We start from the raw sequence: 21433 nt of genomic DNA, 5'->3' as shown, positions 1-21433 counted from the left end.
ACCGGCAGCGACCACACTCATTCAACGGTGGCATTTCTCCGGTTGCTGCCGAGGAAAAACTTAAAATACTGTCCGGGATTAGTTGACCACTACAGAATGCTAACTAATAGAAAGAGTTAGGTTAGCGACGGAGCCACAGGGGGTTCGAGCTTTTTTTTATATGATATTGGGAAAAGTTATCAGTTCATCTTTGCAGAAAACCGGGACAGGCTTTTTCAAGGGCCGGTCACCAAGCCAGGTTTGCTCAATACGCTCGAAACATCGTCCGAGCCAGCTTCCGGCTCCCCATGGTCTATGCTCAAAGAGAGAGGATCATCATCTGCCTCGTTCTATGCTGATGCGTGCCTGCCGGCCGCTGGTTCGCCAAATGCCGGGGTACGTATCAAGGCGGATGGGGAGGAGAGCAATGAATGCGACAGAGATTGTGCAACGGGGGTGGGATGCGGCTGCCTCGGGCGAGTTCGATGCCCTGGTGGAGGACTATCAGGACGAGATGACGTTCATCATGCCCGGGCAGACGGACATTGTTAGCGGGCGTACGGCGTTTCGCGACGCCTTGGGAAGGCTGGGGGAGGTGCTCCCGGCAGGCTTTAAAATCACCGGGCTGCGCCACATTGAGGGTCCCGATGAGGTTGTTTCCATTGTCGACTGGCAGTCCGACAAGGTGAGTGGGTCTCAGTTGGCGGTCTTGTTCCGGTTCGATGGCGACAAGATCTACGAGGAGCGGTGGTTTGTCGATACCGAACAATGGAAGGGGGCACGCTAACGGACGTAGGATACGCTGTGGATCAATTAGCATGGGGGCTGAAGGGGGATCGGGGTCCCGGTTGGCCAGCCCCTTCCCTGCGTGTGACACATGAGACGGATCTCTATGAGCTTGAAACATCAGTTTGAATTGCTTGCCGCCTACAATCAGTGGATGAACTCGAACCTGTATGAGGCCGCGGGGCAGCTGTCGGCGGCGGAGTTGGCAAAAGATCGGGGGGCCTTTTTCGGCTCTGTGCTGGGTACCCTGAATCATATCCTGGTGGGGGATATCCTCTGGCTCCAACGCTTTGCTACCGATCCAGCTTCTCTGGACGCCTTGCGGCCGGTGGCAGAGCTTCAGGCTCCAACGCGCCTGGATCAAACGCTCCATGATGACCTGGGTTGTTTAGCCGAGCAGCGAATCTGGTTGGATCGACTGATTATTAACTGGATCGCGGGGCTATCCGATAAGGATCTGGGGAGGCTGCTCAGCTACCGAAACACGAAAGGGGTGCCTGCCAATAAGCGGTATTCGAGCCTGATTCTTCATTTTTTTAACCATCAGACCCATCATCGAGGGCAGGTGTCTGCGTTACTTTCGCAGGCAGGCGTGGGTATTGGGGTGACTGATTTGTTGGCTCTGATCCCCGAGGAAACGCCTGCGTAACCCGGTAAGTCATGGGGGCAGCTACCGGCAAATCAGGCCGTTGTGCAGTGCTGCGAGCGCTAAAATGCCTTCTGCTCGCGGGAAGTTCGCGAAAGGCGATGTCTAACGTTAAGAGAGGTCTATGAGCTATCCAATCGAAGGGTCGTGTCAATGTGGGGGTGTCAGCTATCAATTGCTTGCCGAGCCGCTGATGGTTGTGGCGTGCCACTGTAAGGAATGTCAGAAGCTGTCGACAAGCGCATTCAGTATCACGGCCGTTGTAAGTGCGGATGACATTAAGTTTCAGGGTGACATGGTTGAATGGCGTCGCATCGCCGACAGCGGCAATGTCAACGGGGCAAAGTTTTGTTCAACCTGTGGCAATCGAATGTACCACTTCGACCCAAAGGAGCCTGACAAGATCAAACTCAAACCGTCAAACCTGTCCGACACCAGCATCATCAAGCCGACGGCCCATGTTTGGGTAAGCGAGAAGCAGGACTGGTTTTCCATTCCTGACGGCGTCGCGGTATTCGACGAGCAGCCTTAGTTCAGCATTGCATCCGGGAGTAAAAGCACAGTGACATGCAGTCGTGGACTGTAAGGCGTCCTGGTTCGAGATCGGATGAGCTGCGGCAGCAACAATAGCTGATGGATAAACGCCTTGGCTGGCGTTCCGCTTCTAAGCGTTGACGACGGGAGAGGGAGTTGGTGGGTTAGGGGCGGACTATGCCCGGCGGTCGAAAAGGCATTATTTCAGGCAATAAAAAAGCCCGCTAAAAGCGGGCTTTTTCGAATACTGGTAGCAAGGGGCGGAGTCGAACCGCCGACCCCAGCATTATGAGTGCTGTGCTCTAACCAACTGAGCTACCTTGCCATTTCGCCTTGGGCTATGCCCCAAACGAGGCGCGTATTTTCAAGAAATGGGCGCTTTCTGTCAAGGGGAAGGCGCCGTTTTTTTCTAAAAAATTACACGTTGAAGCGGAAATGGATGACGTCGCCGTCTTTGACGATGTATTCCTTGCCTTCCAGGCGCCATTTTCCGGCTTCCTTGGCACCGGCTTCGCCGTTGTTCTGTACAAAGTCGTCGTAGCTGATGACTTCGGCACGGATGAAGCCACGCTCAAAGTCGGTGTGAATGACACCGGCGGCCTGAGGGGCGGTCGCGCCGATGCGGACAGTCCAGGCACGAACTTCCTTCACGCCAGCGGTAAAGTAGGTCTGCAGGCCCAGGAGGTTATAGCCGGCGCGGATCACTCGGTCGAGGCCGGGCTCTTCCATGCCCATTTCCTCCAGGAACATGCTCTTCTCTTCGTCTTCCAGTTCAGAAATTTCCGCTTCGATCTTGTTGCAGATCGGAACCACGACGGCGTTCTCTGCCGCGGCGATTTCACGTACCTGATCCAGGAACGGGTTGTTTTCGAAACCGTCTTCAGAGACGTTGGCAATGTACATGGTGGGCTTGACGGTCAGCAGGCACAGCTCACGAATCAGAACCTCTTCTTCGGTGCTCAGCGCCATGCCACGTACCGGTTTGCCTTCGTTCAGCACCGGCAACAGCTTTTCAAAGACTTCCAGCTGGGCCTTGGCGGTCTTGTCGCCGCTCTTGGCAACGCGCTGGACTCGCTTGATGGCTTTTTCCACGGTGTCCATGTCAGCCAGCGCCAGCTCGGTGTTGATCACCTCGATATCGGCTGCCGGATGGACCTTGTTGGAAACGTGGATCACGTTGTCGTCTTCAAAGCAGCGCACGACATGGGCAATGGCGTCGGTCTGGCGGATGTTGGCGAGGAACTGGTTGCCCAGGCCTTCACCCTTGGAGGCGCCTTCGACGAGGCCGGCAATATCGACAAACTCCATGGTCGTGGGCAGAACCCGTTCAGGCTTGACGATCTCTGCCAGCTTGGTGAGGCGTGGGTCTGGCATGGGCACGACGCCGGAGTTCGGTTCGATGGTGCAGAACGGGAAGTTTTCCGCGCCAATGCCGGCTTTGGTCAGTGCGTTGAACAGGGTGGATTTGCCGACGTTAGGAAGGCCGACGATGCCGCAGTTAAAGCCCATGGATTGCCTCTGCTGATACTGAAAATTGTGGCGGGATTATACCGGTCGAGGGGGCAGGGCGCGAGTGCGGAGTGTCCGCAGGCAACAGAAGGTGGAGGGGGGGGATCAGTTGCCGGGTTTGAAACTGTGCAGGCGGTTCATGGCGGGGGCCATTTTGCCGCTGCTGGCGTCGGGCAGAACGCGGATGGCTTCGTCGATCACGGCGTCCAGCTCTTCGCTTTCCTGTTTGCCAAAGCGGCCGAGCACGTAACCGGTTACCTTTTTGGCGTCGCCGGGATGGCCGATGCCGATACGCAGGCGATGAAAGTCCTTGCTGCCGAGATGGCTGATGGTGTCACGCAGACCATTGTGGCCGCCGTGGCCGCCGCCTTGCTTGAGCTTGGCCGTGCCGGGGGGCAGGTCGAGTTCGTCGTGAGCAACGAGGATCTGTTCAGGGGTCAGTTTGTAGAAATCCGCCAAGGCCTTGATGGCCAGCCCGCTTCGGTTCATGAAGGTGGTCGGATTTAACAGATGCAGGTCGAGTCCCTGCCAGTGAATGCGGCTGTAAAAGCCGTGGAACTTCTTTTCCGGACGGAGCGTCTGGCCCGCATGGCGGGCCAGAGCTTCGACGAACAGGGCGCCGGCGTTGTGACGGGTATTTTCATAGTCGGCACCGGGGTTACCCAGTCCCACCACCATGACAATCTGCTGCGCCATTGACCGTCGCCCCAGGCGGGATTACTCCTCGCCTTCGCCTTCTTCAGCTGCGGCTTCGTCGTCCTTGGCGCCCTTCGGCTTGTGGATCGCCAGAACCGGCAGGTTGTGATCTTCGCCCTGCTGCAGAGCAGCAATGCGAACGCCTTCCGGCAGCTTCAGGTCGCTCAGGTGCAGGACCTGATCCATCGCTACGTCGGTGATGTCCACTTCGATAAACTCAGGCAGGTTCTGCGGCAGACAGATAACTTCTACTTCAGTCATCTGGTGAGATACCTTGCCACCTTCGGTCTTAACGGCCGGTGCAGTGTCTTCGTTAACGAAGTGCAGCGGTACGTTGACGTGGATTTCGTGGTCCTTGTCGACGCGCAGGAAGTCAGCGTGGATCAGGGTCGGCTTGTACGGGTGACGCTGCAGATCCTTCAGGATCACGCTTTCGTCTTTACCGTCAACCTTCAGGGTCAGAATGTGGGAGTAGAACGCTTCGTTTTCCAGCGCTTTCACCATTTCGTTCTGACGCAGAGAGATCGCAGTTGCGTCTTTGCCGCCACCGTAGATGATGGCCGGCACTTTGCCTTCTTCGCGACGCAGGCGGCGGCTCGCACCTTTGCCCTGGTCGTCACGAAGGGCGACTTCGAGTACGAATTCCTGAGACATATCAATTACCTCAATCAGCACCTGAGCGGCCCGCGACCAGGCTGATGCTACAGGTGGTTTGCTATGAAAAAGCCGAAAAACGTTTGTTTTCCGGCAAGTTAAACAAGCCGGGAGCCCAAAAGGGCTCCCGGCTTGGATCTGTTCGCCTGGCGGGCTTTATTCAAACATCTGGCTGATAGACTCTTCGTTGCTGACGCGACGAATAGACTCTGCCAGGAGGCCGGCCATGCTAAGGGGGCGAATTCTATCACAGTTGCGGACTTTTTCATCCAGCGGGATGGTGTCGCAAACAACCAGTTCGTCCAGTGTGGAATTGCTGATGTTCTCAATGGCTGGGCCAGACAGCACCGGGTGGGTGATGTAAGCCACAACCTTGGCGGCGCCGTGTTCTTTCAGCGCGTCGGCAGCCTTACAGAGGGTGCCGGCAGTATCCACAATGTCGTCGACCAGGATGCAGGTCTTGTCTTTTACGTCACCGATGATGTGCATCACCTGGGAAACGTTGGCCTTCGGACGACGCTTGTCGATGATGGCCAGATCGGCATCATCCAGTCGCTTGGCGACAGCGCGGGCGCGGACAACGCCGCCGACGTCCGGGGAAACGACAACAAAGTTCTCGAAGTTCTGTTTTTCGATATCTTCCATCATCACCGGAGTGGCATAAATGTTGTCCACCGGGATGTCGAAGAAGCCCTGAATCTGGTCGGCGTGCAGGTCAACGGTCAGAACCCGGTCAACGCCGATGCTGGAGATCATGTCTGCCACGACCTTGGCGCTGATGGCTACCCGGGTGGAACGTACCCGGCGATCCTGACGGGCATAGCCGTAATAAGGAACAACCGCGGTGATACGGGTAGCAGAAGCCCGGCGCAGAGCATCCGCCATAACGATCAGTTCCATCAGGTTGTCGTTTGTCGGATTGCAGGTCGGCTGGATAATGAAGACGTCGTGGCCACGAACGTTCTCGTTGATCTCAACGGTGGTTTCACCGTCGCTGAACTTGCCTACAGTGGCCTGGCCCATGGGGATGGCGAGTTTTTTGGCAATGCTCTGGGCAAGTTCCGGGTGAGCGTTACCAGCAAAAATCATCAGTTTGGACACGACGGTATCCTTCAGAGTCTCAGCGTTGGATTCAGATTCAGAGGGGGAAAGATGGCTGGGGTGGCAGGACTCGAACCTGCGAATGACGGGATCAAAACCCGTTGCCTTACCACTTGGCGACACCCCAGTAACGTGCTTCTTTGGCATCATTTCAGCTCTGCTAGCTTTTTGTGTAGAGGTGAAAGGTTCACCCCTTTAGCTACGAACCCCTTGATGCCGGAGGGTTTGCTTTCCCAGATAATCCGGGCTGCGGATTCTGTAGGGAAACGTCCAAAAATGCAAGCCCCGGTTCCGGTTAATCTTGCTGGTCCGAATTGTGAAAGCCAATCCAGGCTTTTTCTAACCTCGGGATACAGTCTGCAAACTACATCCTCACAGTCATTTCGGTACCTCGAGGCGTCTCCCTCAAAAGCGGGCGCTATTTTGATTCTCGGGGTGTCCCTTGTCAACCCTTCCTGTGAAAAAATCTTTCCGGTATTGATGTCGCAGCCTGGCTTGAGCACCACGAACCAGTCTTCCGGCGGCTGTGCCGGGGTCAGTACTTCGCCCACCCCCTCGGCCCAGGCAGCCGTTCCGCGCACAAATACCGGTACATCAGCGCCTAGCTGCAGGCCCAGCCGGGCCAGGGTGTCGGTGTCCAGGTTCAGGCGCCACAGGTGGTTAAGCGCCAGCAGTACCGTTGCGGCGTTGGAGCTGCCGCCACCGAGCCCTCCGCCCATGGGCAGGCGTTTGTTGAGGGTGATGTTTACCCCGGGTACGGGGTGGGAGCTGTGTTCAGCCAGCAGTCTTGCGGCGCGGATGATCAGGTTGTCTTCGTCGGGTACGCCGGGGATGGAGGGGCTCAGGACCATCTGGCCATCACCCCGTAACTCGAAACTCAGGTCGTCACCGTAATCAAGGAACTGAAAAAGAGTCTGAAGCTCATGGTAGCCGTCGGCGCGGCGACCGTTGATGTGCAGGAACAGGTTGAGCTTGGCTGGTGAGGGCAGGGTAAGGGTCACTGGGCCGGCTCCGCGTTCAGGGCTTGCCATTGGGTTACGGCCACGCGCACCCGTTTTTCGCCGCTCACCGCGGTAATGCGGGCGGGCAGTTCCGGTTTGTCGGCCATGAACCGGTTCCAGCGATCGTAGCGGATTTCCCAGCCGTCCTGACGGATCAGGGCCAGTTTGTGGTCGCCATCGAAGTACAGGCGGTAGTCGCTGGCCGGGTTGGGCAGGCCGCGAATCCACCAGGGCAGGCTCTCAAGGGGAAGCTGCCAGCCGGTGGCGGCTTCGACTAACGCTTCAGGGTCTGCTGAGTGGTAGGTCTCGCCGTCCGACAGCGTCAGTGAAATGAAACCGGGCACACCTTTAAGCTCGGTGGTTCCGAGGCCGAGAAACGCAGAGGACAGCGAGAGTTCGTAGGCCTCGTGCTGCTGGGTCCAGTAATTGATGATGGCGCTGCCGCTGTCGGACGGTTGCCGGACGGCGAGCTTGCCCTGCAGTTGCCAGCGTTGCAGGGACTGTAGTTGGGTTTGTCGCTGCTGCCAGTCGAGGGGTGGCTGGTCGGTCAGGCCTTCCGGCAGGGGATCCAGGGTAATCGTGGTGCAGGCAGACAGCCAAAGGGTCATGGCCATGGCTGCGAGAGTGGTGAAGCTGGGTTTCACAGATCCTGGTCTCCTGTCAGGCGTAAAATGGTTTCCCGCAGGATGGGGTGCTCCCGGTCAAGCGACAGAGCCTCGCGCCAGATGATGCGTGCCTGCTCTTTCTCGCCGATGGTCCACAGGACTTCACCGAAGTGGGCGGCCACTTCCGGATCAGGGAAATCGCTGTAGGCGGCTTTCAGGTATTCCAGTGCCTGGCTGTGATCACCCTGACGGAACAGTACCCAGCCCATGCTGTCCTGGATGGCCGGATTGCCGGGGCTGAGCTCCAGGGCGCGACGAATCATGGTCTCGGCTTCATCCAGGCGATCGGTCCTGGTGGCGAGGATGTAGCCCAGGGCATTGAGGGCGACGGCATTGTCCGGTTCCGCCACCAGTACCTGCTGCAGATCTGCCTCCGCTTCAGCGGTCTGGCTCAGGGTGTCGTGCAGCATGGCGCGGGCATAGAGGATGCGGACACTGTTGGGTTGGTCCTGCAGTGCCGAATTGGCCATGTCGATGGCGGCCTCGGCGCGGCCAGCTTCCAACAGCAGATTGATTTCAATCAGCCAGTAGTTTTCCGCCTGGCTTGGGTTGGCTTCCCTCAGGGTACGAATGTTGGTGAGGGCGCCATCGATATCGCCAGCCTCGGCGCGTAACGCGCTGGCCCGGGACAGTGCGGGGAAGTAATGGGAGCCTTTGGCGACCCGCTCATAGTAGCCAATCGCTTCCTGGGGCCGTTGTTCGTCGTCGGCGATCTTGCCCAGATAGAAGTTGGCCTCATCCACATGATGCCCCTGGGCAATCAGTTCGTTGAGGTCATCGGTGGCAAGTTCGACTTCGTTGTTTTCAAGGGCGACCAGGGCGTGAGACAGGCGCAGGCCTGGCACTTCCGGAAACCGAGTCATGAGACGGGCGAATTCATCCTGAGCCGCCCGCATGTTGCCTTCGTTGATCAGTATGCGCGCATAAAGGGTGCCCATCTGCCGGTTGGCCGGGTAAATCCGGGTGTGTCGCTGCAGGTAATCCAGCGCCGGTCCGGTTTCGCCGGTCTGATAGAGAAGGTCGCCCTTGAGCATGATGGCTGGCTGAAAGGTTGTCGTCTGCGCCAGGACGGCGTCCAGTTGTTGCAGGGCGCGTTGGGGGTGTCCGTTGATTTTCAGCAGCAGGGCAACGCTGTACTCGATTTCAAGGTTGTCCGGATGACGTTGCTGCAGTTGCTGGTACAGCGCCAACAGCTCCTGCTGGCTTTCCGGAGGCAGGGTGCTGGACATGGCGGCGAGATTGTCGAAATCGCCATCGCCGCCGAGGCTCATGATGGCCTCCATGTGTTGCAGGGCGATGTCCATCTGATTGCGTTTGATGGCCTGGATTGTCAGTACCCGGTGGGCTTCCAGGTTATCGGGGTCTGACTCCAGCCAGAGCTGGCCAAGCTGCTGTTGGGCGTTGTCGCCATTGAGTGACTGGGCAATACCCATGGCTCGCTGTATGACGCCCGGGTCGCGGGAAAGCTCGGCGGCGCGGACGTAATTAAGGAGTGTGACATCATATCGGCCCCGTTGCCCGGCCACTTCGGCAGACAGCAGCAGGTACAGTACCTCGGGTTCAAAGTCGGCGTAGTCGGGGGGGGTGTCCTGGGATGCGTCTGCCTGTGGCTGGGGGCTGAGCGACGTGGGCTCGGCGGTTTCGGTGCCGGCCGCGGGCTCTGCCGTGCCCATGAGGTTTGCGCAGCCTGACAGCGACAGTCCAAGGAGGCTGGCAGCGATCAACAAGACAGGTTTTTGCATACGACGTCCCGAACCAAAAGTACAACGAGGGAACCAGTACCCGGAAAGCCCGCCGGGGCTCCCAAGTGCGAAACCCTATGATGGCATAAGCATTTGATCTTGCCTAACCTGTCAGTAGTTGCCGTGATTTGGGCGAATGTCCGGTGCCTCCATCGGGGTTTTGGGTGGCGGGCGGCTATATCCCTCGGTAAAATAGGGGGATTATCCAGGTGTCCGCAACGTGCCGTGTTATTGTTGGCGTGGACATAACCTACTGGCGCAGAAGGCTTTCACACCCTGATATGGCATTACTAACGCTGGGCATTAACCATCGCACGGCCCCGGTTGACCTCCGGGAGCGCATTGCGTTCACCCCCGAGCGCATGACAGAAGCGTTTGCCGAGTTGCGGGCGGCGTCTGGCGCCAGTGAAGCCGCTATCCTGTCTACCTGTAACCGGACCGAGCTGTATCTGGCGGGCGATGATGACTGCGCCCCGCTGGTGTTGCGCTGGCTTGCGGGTTTTCACGGGCTGACCCCGGCGGAGCTGGAGGATGCGGTATACCTGCACCGGGATGCTGAAGCCGTTCGCCACATGATGAGGGTGGCGTCCGGGCTTGACTCCATGGTGTTGGGCGAGCCGCAGATCTTCGGCCAGCTCAAGGATGCCTACGCCCTGGCCCGGGAACACGATTCCTGCGGCACCTTCCTGTCTAGGTTGTTCGAGCAGACCTTCTCGGTCGCCAAGCGGGTGCGCACCCATACTGCTATTGGTGAGAACCCGGTGTCAGTGGCCTATGCGGCCGTGAGCATGGCCAGCCACATTTTTTCCGACATGTCCCGCAACAAGGCCCTGCTGATCGGCGCAGGCAAGACCATTGAGCTGGTGGCCAAGCATCTGGCTGATGCCGGTGTCCGGGAATTTCTGGTGGCCAACCGTACCCTGGACCGGGCCCAGAATCTCGCCGAGATCCACGGTGGTCGTGGCATTGTCCTTGCCGACATTCCCGATTATCTGCCTGAGGTTGATATTGTCATCGCCTCAACCGCCAGTCCGTTGCCGATTCTGGGGAAGGGCGCCGTGGAGCGGGCGCTGAAAAAGCGCAAGCATCGCCCCTACTTTATGGTTGATATCGCGGTGCCGAGGGATATCGAACCGGAAGTGGCCTCGCTGGCCGACGTCTATCTTTATACCGTGGATGATCTGCGGCAGGTCATTGAAGAAAATGTCCGCTCCCGAGAAGGTGCGGCCCGTGAGGCCGAGCACCTTATACTGGCCGGTGCCCAGGAGTTCCTTGGCCAGCTGCGGGCGCTGGATTCAGTCTCGACCCTACGGCTGTTGCGCGAGCAGGCCGAACGGCAGCGTGATGCCGAGGTGACCAAGGCGTTGCGGGCGCTGCGTAATGGCGCCGATGCCGAAACGGTTATTCGCAGCCTTGGCCGCGGGTTGACCAACAAACTCCTCCATGAACCCACCATTCAGGTACGCAAGGCCACCGCCGAAGGCCGGGTCGAAGCTGCCCATTGGCTCAGAGAGCTGCATAATCTGGAAACCCAGGACAGTAACGAGGTTTCCGTCACTCCGGAAAAACTATGAAACCATCGATTCAGGCCAGACTCGAGCAGTTGGTTGACCGCTACGAGGAAGTCAGTGCGTTGTTAAGTGATCAGGGAACGATCGCCAATCAGGATAAATTTCGTACGTTATCCCAGGAGTTCGCCGAAATTGAGCCTGTTGTTCAGTGTTTTCGGGCCTACCGCCACGCGTTAGATGACATTGAGGCCGCCGCCGAACTGGCCCATGAGGGCGATCCGGAAATGAAGGCGATGGCGGAGGAAGAGCGCGCCCTGGCCGAGCAGAAAAGTGCCGAGCTCGATGAAGAGTTGCAGCGCTTGATGCTGCCGAAGGACCCCGACGATAACAAAAGCGTGTTCCTTGAAATTCGTGCCGGCACCGGCGGTGATGAGGCCGCCATTTTCGCCGGAGACCTGTTCCGCATGTACTCCCGCTACGCCGAGGGCCGACGCTGGCAGGTTGAAGTGCTCAGCGAGAACCCCGGCGAGCATGGTGGCTACAAGGAAATTATCAGCCGGGTGGCCGGTGATGGCGTGTACGGCGAACTCAAGTTCGAGTCGGGTGCCCATCGGGTGCAACGGGTGCCGGAAACCGAATCCCAGGGTCGCATCCATACGTCTGCCTGTACCGTTGCGGTGATGCCGGAGGCTGACGAGGCCGAAGCCATCGAGATTAACAAGGCCGACCTGCGAGTGGACACCTTCCGCGCGTCCGGCGCCGGTGGTCAGCACGTAAACAAGACCGACTCCGCCATTCGCCTGACTCACTTGCCAACGGGGATGGTGGTGGAGTGTCAGGAAGAGCGTTCCCAGCACAAGAACCGGGCCAAGGCGATGAGCCTTCTGGCGACGCGCCTGCGGGATGCCGAGCGTGAACGCACCCAGAAATCCCAGGCCGAGGCCCGCAAGAGTCTGGTGGGCAGCGGCGACCGTTCCGAACGTATTCGAACCTACAATTTCCCCCAGGGTCGTGTCACCGATCACCGTATCAACCTGACACTGTACAAGCTGGATGAAGTGATTGCCGGTGATCTGTCTCCGGTGATTGGTCCGCTGCTGCAGGAACACCAGGCCGAACTGCTGGCCAGCATGTCTGATGAGTGAATCATCACTGACCTGTGAGCACCTGCTCGCTGAGGCCGTAGCCGCTATTGATAGTGAGACTCCACGGCTTGATGGCGAGCTGTTGCTGAGCCACGTGACCGGCTGGTCCCGCACCAGCTTTCGTGCCTGGCCGGAGCGCGAGGTCAGCGCCGAACAGGCCGGGTACTTCCGCCAGCTGCTGGCTCGCCGGGTTGCCGGAGAACCGGTTGCCCACTTGCTGGGTGAACAGGATTTCTGGTCGCTGACCTTGCGGGTGACGCCCGCGACCCTGATCCCCCGGGCCGATACCGAGTGCCTGGTTGAAACGGCGCTGTCGCTGCCGTTACCGGCGCAGGCCGAGGTGCTGGACCTGGGCACCGGAACCGGTGCCATCGCTCTGGCCCTGGCCAGCGAGCAGCCGGGGTGGCGGGTGCAGGGCAGTGATGCCATGCCAGGTGCGGTTGAGCTGGCCCGCGATAATGCCGCGCGCTTGAACTTGCCGGTCACCGTTCACCAGAGTCACTGGTTTGATGAACTGCCGCTGGCCCGCTTTGATCTGATCGTCTCCAACCCCCCTTATATCGCTGCCGATGACCATCATTTGCAGCAGGGGGATGTTCGCTTTGAACCGGCCACGGCGCTGGTGGCGGGTGCTGATGGGCTGGATGACCTTCGCCAGATCGTTGCCCAGGCGCCTGCCTGGCTGGCGCCGGGGGGCTGGTTGCTGGTGGAGCATGGCTATGACCAGGCGCCTGCGGTGCAGGGGCTGTTTCTGCAGGCGGGGTTCAGCGCCGTGGACAGTCGTCAGGATTATGGTCGCCAGGATCGCCTGACCCTGGGTCAGTGGATGGGTAATGAGGAGCATGCCAATGTTGACCGATGATGAACTGATGCGATACAGCCGTCAGTTGTTGCTGCCAGCCTTTGATGTGGCCGGTCAGCTGCGGCTCAAATCAGCCCATGTTCTGGTGGTGGGCAGCGGTGGTCTTGGTTGTCCGGTGGCACTCTATCTCGGGGCTGCCGGTGTCGGGCGAATGACACTGGTTGACGACGACCGGGTGGAAGTCACCAACCTGCAGCGCCAGATTGCGTTCGGCGAAGCCCAGTTGGGAGACAGCAAGGCGGCGGCGTTGGCGTCGCGGGTGACGGCCATCAATCCGCTGGTCGAGGTGACCGCGATCAGCTCGCGGCTGGACGGTGACGCCTTGGTCGAGCAAGTGGCGTCGGCGACTGTTGTGGTCGACTGTACCGATAACTTCCATACCCGCTTTGCCCTCAATCGGGCCTGCGTCGGGGCACAGGTGCCGCTGGTATCCGGAGCGGCGATTCGTGCCGAAGGCCAGCTCTCGGTCTTTGATCCCCGTCGTCCGGACAGCCCTTGCTACCACTGCCTGTATCCCGAAGACGGCAATGAGGACCTCAGCTGCTCGGAAGCGGGCGTCATGGGACCGTTGGTGGGTATGATTGGCGCCACCCAGGCCATGGAAACCATCAAGGTCATCGCCGGGGTGGGTGAGCCACTGGTTGGCCGCCTGCAAATTCTGGATGCCTGGCGCATGGAATGGCGTCAGATGGCACTGGCCCGCGACCCCAACTGCCCGGTGTGTGGCGGCTGACCCCTTCAGGGCTGATCCTTTAAGGCCTGGAAACGGGCAATCGCCTCCTTCCTGCTTTCCTTCAGATCCACCAGCGGTGCCGGATACCCTTTCGGTGCTGCGCCGCCGAGCCATGGCTGGTGGATCCGCTTGTTATCGAGCCCGGCCAGCTCTGGCACATACTGGCGGATGAATTCACCCGTCGGGTCAAACTTCTCACTCTGGCTGGCCGGATTGAACACCCGGAAATAGGGGGCCGCATCGGTGCCGGTGGACGCGCTCCACTGCCAGCCGCCATTGTTCGACGCAAGGAACCCATCCACCAGCCTGGACATGAAATAGCGCTCCCCCTGCCGCCAGTCGATAAACAGGTTCTTGGTCAGGAACATGGCCGTCACCATCCGCAGGCGATTGTGCATCCAGCCGCTCTGGTTGAGCTGGCGCATGGCCGCATCCACGATGGGGATGCCGGTATTGCCGGCCTTCCAGGCCTCAAAGTGATCGCCCGGAGTGTTCCAGACCAGCGCTTCCGTTTCAGGCTTGAACGCCCGGTCCATGCTGATGCGGGGGAAGTGATAGAGGATGTGAATATAGAAGTCCCGCCAGGCCAGTTCCTTGATCCAGGTGCTGACGCCCTGATCGGCCAGCGCGGAGGCTTGGTGAGGAAGGGCGGCAGTCCAGCACTGCACGCCGGACAGCACCCCGTTGGCGAGGTACGGTGAGAGCAGGCTGGTGCCGGGCCGGGCCGGAAAGTCACGGACCTTGTCATAGCCGGGCGCCTGTTCGTCGAGGAACTGCTCCAGCCGCTGGTGGGCCGCCTGTTCGCCGCAGCTTACCAGTGGGCGGGGGCTGTCAGGGGGGCGCAGGGCATCGTCAGGCGGAGGGGGCGGCGCCAGTGCCGGTGCCACCGGAGATGGTTCAGGGTAGGGGCTTGGGCGATGCTCCTGAAGCCACTGAGCCCAGCGCCGGTAAAACGGCGTAAATACCGTGTACGGGGTGCCCTGGGCCGTCTTGACGGCCCCCACCGGAACCACACATTGGTCGTGGTAGCTGAGCACTCGGATGTCCTGCTCCTGCAGCTGTGCTTTCAGCTCGCGGTCACGTCTTCGTTCATTGATGCCGTATTCGGTATTCAAGTGCAGTGTTTCTACACGGTTCTTGCAACAAAATTCCTTTAGTGTTGCTATGGAATCGTTGAATTGATCTGCGTAAAGAATGACCAGCGGGATACCAAGTTTGGCCAGACGCTGACCGAGCACCTGGACGTGGTCAAGGACGAAACGGATTCGTGCGGGTGACCAATGGTGTTGCTGCCACTGGCCCGGAGTTGCGATATAGCAGGCCCTGACAGCGGCACCGCTGCTGCAGGCGGCGGTCAGTGCCGGGTTGTCAGTGGTGCGAAGGTCGTTTCTGAACCACACGAGCTGAGTCATGGTCTATCCTGTTATAGGTCAAAACGTTTCAATGAAATCACGGACTTGCCTATTCGCTGCCGGTCAGGGATTCGATTATAGTTAGCCCCCAATGACAGGAGTGAACCGCAGGTAGTGGCTGATGGCAAGGATAGCCTGGTAACAGAACGACTTTTGATAAGGAACTGATTGATGTCGGAATCGGCGCCGGAGTTAACGCTCCTCAACCCGGAAACCCTGGGAGACGACCGCCTTTGCCTGGGCTGGCGGGAATGGGTGGCTCTGCCTGATCTCAATATCGGGCTGATCAAGGCCAAGGTAGACACCGGGGCCCGCACTTCCTGCCTGCATGCTTACCGCACCGAACCCTATACGGTCGATGGTCAGCGGCGCGTCAGGTTCTGGGTACACCCGGTCCAGAATGAGCTGCACACCAGTGTGGAATGCGATGCGCTGGTGGTGGATGAGCGTTCAGTGACGGATTCCGGGGGACACCGGGAGCAGCGTCTGGTGATTGCAACGACTCTGCAGGTCGGTGAACTGAGCTGGCCGATCGAAATGACTCTTACCAACCGCGACACCATGCGTTTTCGCATGCTGATTGGTCGCACCGCGTTGGCGAAACGCTGCATCGTTTCGCCCGAAGCCTCGTATCTGGCCGGTGAACCGGCCGTAGGGATAGCGCCATGAAGATCGCGATTCTGTCACGTAATCGCTCACTGTACTCCACCCGCCGTCTGGTGGAGGAAGGCATCAACCGTGGCCATGAGGTTCACGTTATCGATTGCCTTCATTGCTATATGAACATCACCTCGGCCAGCCCGAAGATCCATTACCACGAAGAGGTACTGGATGACTTTGATGTGGTGATTCCCCGTATCGGCGCGTCTGTGACGTTCTACGGTACGGCGGTACTGCGCCAGTTCGAGATGATGGGGGTGTTTCCACTGAACGAGTCGGTGGCCATCAGCCGTGCCCGCGACAAGCTGCGTTCATTGCAGCTGCTGGCCCGCAAGGGCGTGGGGATGCCGGTGACCGGCTTTGCCAACAAGCCTGACAACGTGCCTGAACTGATCCGGATGGTGGGTGGTTCTCCGGTGGTTATCAAGCTGCTGCAGGGAACTCAGGGCATCGGGGTGGTTCTGGCGGAAACCCGTAAAGCGGCGGAAAGCGTCATCGAGGCCTTCATGGGGCTGAAGGCGGATATTCTGGTGCAGGAATTCGTCAAAGAGGCCGGCGGTGCCGATATCCGCTGTTTTGTGATCGGTGATAAAGTGATCGCCGCCATGAAACGTCAGGCTCCGGAAGGTGAGTTCCGCTCCAACCTTCACCGCGGCGGCAGTGCCTCACTGGTGCGGATTACTCCGGAAGAGCGTCGTACTGCAGTAACGGCCGCCAAGGCCATGGGCCTGAACGTGGCTGGCGTGGATCTGCTGCGTTCGGCCCGGGGGCCTCTGGTGATGGAAGTGAACTCCTCACCAGGACTGGAAGGGATCGAAAATGCCACCGGCAAGAACATCGCCGGCATGATCATCAACTGGACAGAGAAGAACCAGAAGCCTTGGAAAACAAAAACAAAAGGACAGGGGTAAGGGCCAGCCGGGCGCCATTTGTCATTGCGGGTACCGAGATCAAGGCCGGTACCCGGGAGACAGTGGAGATCCCGGTTGCCAAGCTGTACACCCATACGCCATTACACATCCCGGTGGAAGTGATTCACGGGCGTCGGGACGGCCCGGTGCTCATGGTGTGCGGTGCCATTCACGGTGACGAGATCAATGGTGTTGAGATTGTGCGCCGGTTGTTGCGCAATTCAGCCCTTCGTCACCTCAGGGGCACCCTGGTGGCCGTGCCCATCGTCAATATTTTTGGGTTTATCCAGCGTACCCGCTACCTGCCGGATCGTCGTGATCTGAACCGCTGTTTTCCGGGCTCTGAAACCGGGTCACTGGGTGGCCGGATTGCCTATCTGTTGCGCACCCAGGTGATGGAGCATGTGACTCACATCATCGACCTGCATACCGGTGCCATCAATCGTTTCAACCTGCCGCAAATCCGCGCCGAGCTGAAGAACCCTGAAACCGAGCGTATGGCAGAAGCCTTCGGGGCGCCGGTGATTCTCAATGCCAGCCTGCGGGAGGGCAGTTTGCGCGCCTACGCCGATTCCCAGGATATCCCGGTGATTACCTTTGAAGGCGGTGAAGCCCTTCGATTCGACGAGGTGGTTATCACCAGCGGTGCTCGTGGAGTGATGCGGGTGATGCGGGCCCTGGAAATGGTGCCCGTGAAAAAGGGGCCGCGGGGTCCGAAAAAACGCACGGAAGCTGCGGCCACGTCGACCTGGGTCCGCTCAGATATTGATGGCATCATGCGGCCGGTGGCGAAGCTGGGGCAAAAGGTTCGCAAGGGCCAGAAACTGGCGATTGTGGCTGACCCGTTTGGCGAAAGCGAAGAGGCGATCATCGCGCCGTGTTCCGGCATTGTTATCTGCGTCAATAACCTGCCCTTGGTCAACGAGGGCGAGGCAATCTACAACATCGCGCGTTTCGATGAGCTGGGTGAAGCCGAAAAAGCCATGGACTATTTCCGCAGTACCTACGAATCAGAGGTGGCTGAGGAGGTCGTGCCGGTACACCCCTGGGACGAGCTGCAACGATAACCGGCTGGCCACCTAGCGCCAGCCGGTGTCATCGCCTTCCTTGTCCACGAAGCTGTTCTGGATTTCCAGAATATCCGCCAGGTTGTTGACCAGTGCATCCACGCACTCCGGGTCCAGTTTCTGGCCCGACATTCGTTTCATCTCCGCCAGCGCATCGCCCACAGACCAGGGTTCCTTGTAGGGGCGGCGGCTGGTAAGCGCATCGTACACGTCTGCCACAGCGACGATGCGGGCCTCCAGAGGAATGTTCTCGCCTTGCAGCCCTTTGGGGTAGCCGCTGCCATCCCAGGCTTCATGGTGACAGGCGATGATGTTCAGCAGGATCTTCAGGTAAGGCACGTCGGCCAGCCCGTAGTTTTGCATCAGCTTGCTGGCCAGAATGCGACCGTTCTCGGCATGGGCCTTCATCTCCTCAAACTCATCCGGCGTGAGCCGGCCCGGCTTCAGCAGGATATTGTCAGGGATGGTGATCTTGCCGATGTCATGCAGCGGGGCAAACAGGTAAACGTATTCGGAGAACTGGTCATCCCGCTCCCGGACGGTGGACAGCGCCCGGGCTACCGTGCGGCTGTAGCGTGACATACGCTGTAAGTGGCCGCCGGTTTCCGGGTCTCGGGAGTAGGTCAGATCAACCGCGGACTTCACCGTCGACAGCAGGGTTCGCACAGTATTGATGGCGTTGAACATCAACAACCCGACCAGCTCGCCAATCAGGTCAAGGTAACTCAGGCAGGCTTGGTCAAAGGCATTTTCATGCTCAGCATTGAAAAAGATAAAACCGATGAGTTCGTCGTTAAAAATCAGCGGGAGGGTGTAGCTGCCACGGTATCCGGCTTCGTAGATCTTGCGGGCGTGAATGTGGCGACTGTCCTTGAACACCGACAGGTCCTGCTCCAGACGGGGGATTCGCTTATCGGCCAACTGGCGCAGTGAATGGCAGCTGGATAGCCTGGCCTGGTAATGATTGAGGGGCGACGTATCGCCGCTGTAGATGAATGTCCGAACCAGGTCTGTCCCCTGATCGTACAACGCCATGGCTATGCGGGTAATAAAGGGATAACGCTCACGGGTCACCTTGTGCAGATGAACCAGCTTCTCGCCGAGGTCGTTGGCACGGTTAAGTTCCAGCAGGGCATTCTGTTGTGTCGGCATGTAGTTGTTGGTGTTCCTCGCGAATGAAACGGGGTGATCCTGAACCGATGTTGTGCAAGAGCCTGATTACCTCCAAGATAGCCGAAGAGTGATAATGTCTCCATGGATTTCACGGATTACTCACAGGAAGCATCGCTATGATCTGGGATCAGACCACGATTGAACTGACGGCCCTGCGCAGAGGCTTTCACCTGATTACTAACGAAATTCTGGTTCAGGGCCCAGAGCTGACCAACTGCCAGGTCGGTGTGTTGCACCTGTTCCTGCAACACACATCGGCCTCGCTGGCCATCAACGAAAACGCCGATCCCGATGTGCGCGGAGACCTTGAACGTCACTTCAACGTGATGATCCCGGAACGGGCACCACACTACGAGCATGTGCTGGAAGGCGACGATGACATGCCCGCCCATATCAAGAGTGTGGTGATCGGCCCGTCCCTCACCATCCCCATCACCGACGGCCACCTCGCCCTGGGCACCTGGCAGGGGATCTACCTCTGCGAGCACCGCAACCACGCCAGTGGCCGGCGGATTGTGGCGACGTTGCAGGGGCGTTGGTAACTTTTCCCCCAAGTTTTAACAATTTTCCTGCCCAAATATGTCATGGCCTCCCTGCCATGACATGCGACACACTCTCTCCATGTTCTTTACCTGACCGTCTCCGGGGCTACCCGCTGGCGGCATTTCTATAAGAAAAAGAGGTGATCATGGATTTTCAAGGTGTACCCGCAATTGTTACCGGTGGTGCGTCCGGTCTGGGTGAGGGCGCCGTTCGGGCGTTGGCCGCCGCTGGCTGCAAAGTGGCGATTCTGGATCTTCAGGAAGAGCGTGGTGAGCAGGTGGCCCGGGAGGTGGGTGGCGTGTTTATCCGTTGTGACGTGTCGTCCGCCGAGAGTGCCGAAGCTGCGGTGGCGGCGGCGCGGGAAGCCCATGGGCCCTGTGGTATTGCGGTGAGCTGTGCGGGCATCGGTCCGGCCCAGAAGATTCTGGGCAAGGAAGGTCCGATGCCACTGGCGAACTTTGACAAGGTGATTCAGGTCAACCTGATAGGTACCTTCAATATCCTGCGGCTGGCGGCGGCCGACATGGCTCAGCGTGAGCCGAATGCGGATGGCGAACGCGGAATCATCATTAACACGGCCTCGGTTGCTGCCTATGAAGGCCAGATTGGTCAGGTTGCCTACAGTGCCTCCAAGGGCGGTGTGGTGGCGATGACGCTGCAGTCTGCGCGGGAACTGGCGCGTGAAGGTATTCGAGTGAATACCATTGCTCCGGGCTTGTTCATGACCCCGATGCTGATGGGGATGCCGCAGGAAGTCCAGGACAGCCTGGCCGCGACTCTGCCGTTCCCCAAGCGGTTGGGCAAGCCGGAAGAGTTTGGTCTGATGGTGGAGCAGATGGTCCGCAACCCGATCCTCAATGGTGAGGTGATCCGTCTCGACTGCGCCCTGCGCATGGCCCCCCGTTGAGCCCCAATCCAGACCGCTGGCAGGAGATAACAATGACAGGCTACACCGACAACGAAGAGATGACCCTGTTCCGGGACATGGTGATCAAAGCCCTGGAAACTGAAGTTCAGCCCCATTACGAGGCCTGGGACAAGGAAGGCATTGTGCCGAGGCAACTGTGGCGGACATTGGGGCAGGCCGGCATGTTGTGTGTGGATGTGCCGGAGGACTGCGGTGGTTGTGGCGTACCCTTCGAGTATTCGGTGCTGGTTGGTGCGGAGATGGCCCGCATGGGCTTTGGGGCCCTGGCGACCAACGTCATGGTGCATTCGGACATTGTCGCGCCCTACATCAGCCATCTGGGTAGCGAGACCCAGAAGCAGCAGTGGCTGCCGGGGATGGTGTCAGGCGAGGTCGTGGGTGCGATTGCCATGACCGAGCCGGGTGCCGGTAGTGACCTGCAGGCGATGAGGACCAGCGCGGTGCGTGACGGTGACGACTACGTCCTGAACGGCTCCAAGACCTTTATTACCAACGGCCAGCATGCCGACATGGTGATTGTCGCCGCCAAGACGGACCCGTCCGCCGGTGCCCGTGGCATCAGTCTGTTTCTGGTGGATACCTCCTTGCCCGGCTTCAGCCGCGGCCGCAACATCGACAAAATCGGCCAGCATTGTGGTGATACGTCTGAACTGTTTTTCGAGGATCTGCGGGTACCGGCATCGGCGCTGTTGGGCAGTGAGGGCCAGGGTTTTGTCTACCTGATGCAGGAGCTGCCCCGGGAACGCCTGGTGATTGGTGCCCTGGGTGCGGCCGCAGCCCGTGGCGCGCTCGACCTGACCCTAAAGTATGTGGATGAGCGGGTGGTCTTCGGCCAGAAGCTCAAGCAGATCCAGAACACCCGTTTCAGACTGGCTGAAATGGAAACAGATTACCGGGTCAATCAAGCGTTTGTTGACCAGTGCATCGTTCAGTACAGCCGGGGTGAACTGGATGCGGCGACCGCCTCCATGGCCAAGTACAGCGCCACTGAAATGCAGTGTCGGGTGGCGGATGGCTGCCTGCAGTTGTTTGGCGGCTACGGCTACACCACCGAATACCCGATTTCGCGGGCCTTTGTGGACGCCCGGGTACAGCGAATTTATGGCGGTACCTCGGAAGTGATGAAAGAAGTCATTGCCCGTTCCCTGTTGGGCAAAGGCTGAGCAAACCTGAAA

22 protein-coding genes and 2 tRNA genes are annotated in these 21433 nt (G+C 59.1%); 13 read left to right on the top strand and 11 right to left on the bottom strand.

Annotated features, from left to right (window positions below; genetic code table 11):
* Window positions 1–406: 406 nt before the first annotated feature.
* From BLV11_RS12830 to BLV11_RS12820, 3 genes are all read left to right on the top strand, one after another.
* Window positions 407–766, top strand: coding sequence for a nuclear transport factor 2 family protein (locus tag BLV11_RS12830; protein WP_091814848.1), 360 nt, complete (start codon window positions 407–409; stop codon window positions 764–766).
* 105 nt (window positions 767–871) lie between these two features.
* Window positions 872–1414 (top strand): DinB family protein, encoded by a 543-nt coding sequence (locus BLV11_RS12825; RefSeq protein WP_091814844.1) that lies wholly within the window; start codon window positions 872–874, stop codon window positions 1412–1414.
* Between the two features lie 121 nt (window positions 1415–1535).
* Entirely contained in the window at window positions 1536–1943 is a 408-nt protein-coding gene (locus BLV11_RS12820) for a GFA family protein (protein WP_091814841.1), read from the top strand.
* 250 nt (window positions 1944–2193) lie between these two features.
* Here the strand turns inward: BLV11_RS12820 and BLV11_RS12815 are convergent.
* The 9 genes from BLV11_RS12815 to BLV11_RS12775 all read right to left on the bottom strand — a co-directional run bounded on the left by BLV11_RS12815 (window position 2194) and on the right by BLV11_RS12775 (window position 9313).
* Window positions 2194–2270 (bottom strand) — tRNA-Met (locus BLV11_RS12815).
* A gap of 92 nt (window positions 2271–2362) precedes the next feature.
* Window positions 2363–3454 (bottom strand): redox-regulated ATPase YchF, encoded by a 1092-nt coding sequence (gene ychF, locus BLV11_RS12810; RefSeq protein WP_091814838.1) that lies wholly within the window; start codon window positions 3452–3454, stop codon window positions 2363–2365.
* Between the two features lie 105 nt (window positions 3455–3559).
* Window positions 3560–4150 (bottom strand): aminoacyl-tRNA hydrolase, encoded by a 591-nt coding sequence (pth, locus tag BLV11_RS12805; protein WP_091814835.1) that lies wholly within the window; start codon window positions 4148–4150, stop codon window positions 3560–3562.
* A 21-nt stretch (window positions 4151–4171) separates the two neighbouring features.
* Window positions 4172–4804, bottom strand: a complete 633-nt coding sequence (locus tag BLV11_RS12800; RefSeq protein WP_091814920.1) for a 50S ribosomal protein L25/general stress protein Ctc — start codon at window positions 4802–4804, stop codon at window positions 4172–4174.
* Between the two features lie 156 nt (window positions 4805–4960).
* Complete coding sequence (locus tag BLV11_RS12795) at window positions 4961–5905, bottom strand: ribose-phosphate diphosphokinase (RefSeq protein WP_091814832.1); 945 nt, start codon at window positions 5903–5905, stop codon at window positions 4961–4963.
* 52 nt (window positions 5906–5957) lie between these two features.
* A tRNA-Gln gene (locus BLV11_RS12790) sits at window positions 5958–6032 on the bottom strand.
* A 19-nt stretch (window positions 6033–6051) separates the two neighbouring features.
* Window positions 6052–6936, bottom strand: a complete 885-nt coding sequence (ispE, locus tag BLV11_RS12785) for a 4-(cytidine 5'-diphospho)-2-C-methyl-D-erythritol kinase (protein ID WP_091814829.1) — start codon at window positions 6934–6936, stop codon at window positions 6052–6054.
* Window positions 6903–7520: a lipoprotein insertase outer membrane protein LolB gene (lolB, locus tag BLV11_RS12780; protein WP_091814915.1), complete on the bottom strand. Its 618-nt coding sequence runs from the start codon at window positions 7518–7520 to the stop codon at window positions 6903–6905. The genes ispE and lolB overlap by 34 nt, the downstream gene beginning before the upstream one ends.
* A gap of 26 nt (window positions 7521–7546) precedes the next feature.
* A complete protein-coding gene (locus BLV11_RS12775) occupies window positions 7547–9313 on the bottom strand; it encodes a tetratricopeptide repeat protein (RefSeq protein ID WP_091814826.1) in 1767 nt (588 codons plus the stop codon).
* 281 nt (window positions 9314–9594) lie between these two features.
* Here BLV11_RS12775 and hemA point away from each other — a divergent pair, with 281 nt between their 5' ends.
* Genes hemA through BLV11_RS12755 form a run of 4 tightly spaced genes read left to right on the top strand, consistent with a single transcriptional unit; the run spans window position 9595 to window position 13564 of the window.
* Window positions 9595–10887, top strand: coding sequence for a glutamyl-tRNA reductase (gene hemA / locus BLV11_RS12770; RefSeq protein ID WP_091814822.1), 1293 nt, complete (start codon window positions 9595–9597; stop codon window positions 10885–10887).
* A complete protein-coding gene (prfA, locus tag BLV11_RS12765; protein ID WP_091814819.1) occupies window positions 10884–11969 on the top strand; it encodes a peptide chain release factor 1 in 1086 nt (361 codons plus the stop codon). The genes hemA and prfA overlap by 4 nt, the downstream gene beginning before the upstream one ends.
* A complete protein-coding gene (gene prmC / locus BLV11_RS12760) occupies window positions 11962–12831 on the top strand; it encodes a peptide chain release factor N(5)-glutamine methyltransferase (protein ID WP_281242778.1) in 870 nt (289 codons plus the stop codon). Before prfA ends, prmC begins: the two co-directional genes overlap by 8 nt.
* Window positions 12818–13564, top strand: coding sequence for a HesA/MoeB/ThiF family protein (locus BLV11_RS12755; protein WP_091814816.1), 747 nt, complete (start codon window positions 12818–12820; stop codon window positions 13562–13564). The genes prmC and BLV11_RS12755 overlap by 14 nt, the downstream gene beginning before the upstream one ends.
* 5 nt (window positions 13565–13569) lie before the next feature.
* Here BLV11_RS12755 and phrB read toward each other — a convergent pair whose 3' ends face one another.
* On the bottom strand, window positions 13570–14976 hold the full coding sequence (phrB, locus tag BLV11_RS12750; RefSeq protein WP_091814813.1) for a deoxyribodipyrimidine photo-lyase: 1407 nt from the start codon (window positions 14974–14976) through the stop codon (window positions 13570–13572).
* A 171-nt stretch (window positions 14977–15147) separates the two neighbouring features.
* Here phrB and BLV11_RS12745 point away from each other — a divergent pair, with 171 nt between their 5' ends.
* The 3 genes from BLV11_RS12745 to BLV11_RS12735 are packed head-to-tail and all read left to right on the top strand — an operon-like array spanning window position 15148 to window position 17614.
* Window positions 15148–15645 (top strand): ATP-dependent zinc protease family protein, encoded by a 498-nt coding sequence (locus BLV11_RS12745; RefSeq protein ID WP_091814809.1) that lies wholly within the window; start codon window positions 15148–15150, stop codon window positions 15643–15645.
* Window positions 15642–16547 (top strand): 30S ribosomal protein S6--L-glutamate ligase, encoded by a 906-nt coding sequence (gene rimK, locus BLV11_RS12740; protein WP_091814806.1) that lies wholly within the window; start codon window positions 15642–15644, stop codon window positions 16545–16547. The genes BLV11_RS12745 and rimK overlap by 4 nt, the downstream gene beginning before the upstream one ends.
* Entirely contained in the window at window positions 16517–17614 is a 1098-nt protein-coding gene (locus tag BLV11_RS12735; RefSeq protein WP_091814803.1) for a succinylglutamate desuccinylase/aspartoacylase family protein, read from the top strand. The genes rimK and BLV11_RS12735 overlap by 31 nt, the downstream gene beginning before the upstream one ends.
* Window positions 17615–17626: 12 nt before the next feature.
* Here BLV11_RS12735 and BLV11_RS12730 read toward each other — a convergent pair whose 3' ends face one another.
* Complete coding sequence (locus BLV11_RS12730) at window positions 17627–18766, bottom strand: HD domain-containing phosphohydrolase (RefSeq protein ID WP_091814800.1); 1140 nt, start codon at window positions 18764–18766, stop codon at window positions 17627–17629.
* 137 nt (window positions 18767–18903) lie between these two features.
* Here BLV11_RS12730 and BLV11_RS12725 point away from each other — a divergent pair, with 137 nt between their 5' ends.
* The 3 genes from BLV11_RS12725 (at window position 18904) to BLV11_RS12715 (ending at window position 21421) form a co-directional block, all read left to right on the top strand.
* Entirely contained in the window at window positions 18904–19329 is a 426-nt protein-coding gene (locus BLV11_RS12725) for a secondary thiamine-phosphate synthase enzyme YjbQ (RefSeq protein WP_091814797.1), read from the top strand.
* 146 nt (window positions 19330–19475) lie between these two features.
* The gene (locus BLV11_RS12720; protein ID WP_091814794.1) at window positions 19476–20237 is read left to right on the top strand and encodes an SDR family NAD(P)-dependent oxidoreductase; all 762 of its coding nucleotides are present in this window, start codon (window positions 19476–19478) and stop codon (window positions 20235–20237) included.
* A gap of 32 nt (window positions 20238–20269) precedes the next feature.
* Window positions 20270–21421, top strand: a complete 1152-nt coding sequence (locus BLV11_RS12715; protein ID WP_091814791.1) for an acyl-CoA dehydrogenase family protein — start codon at window positions 20270–20272, stop codon at window positions 21419–21421.
* Window positions 21422–21433: the final 12 nt, after the last annotated feature.

This window comes from Marinobacter mobilis, assembly GCF_900106945.1.
GTDB lineage: Bacteria > Pseudomonadota > Gammaproteobacteria > Pseudomonadales > Oleiphilaceae > Marinobacter > Marinobacter mobilis.
Note: the sequence above shows the minus strand (reverse complement) of the source record. Positions and strands in the feature narration are given on the sequence as shown.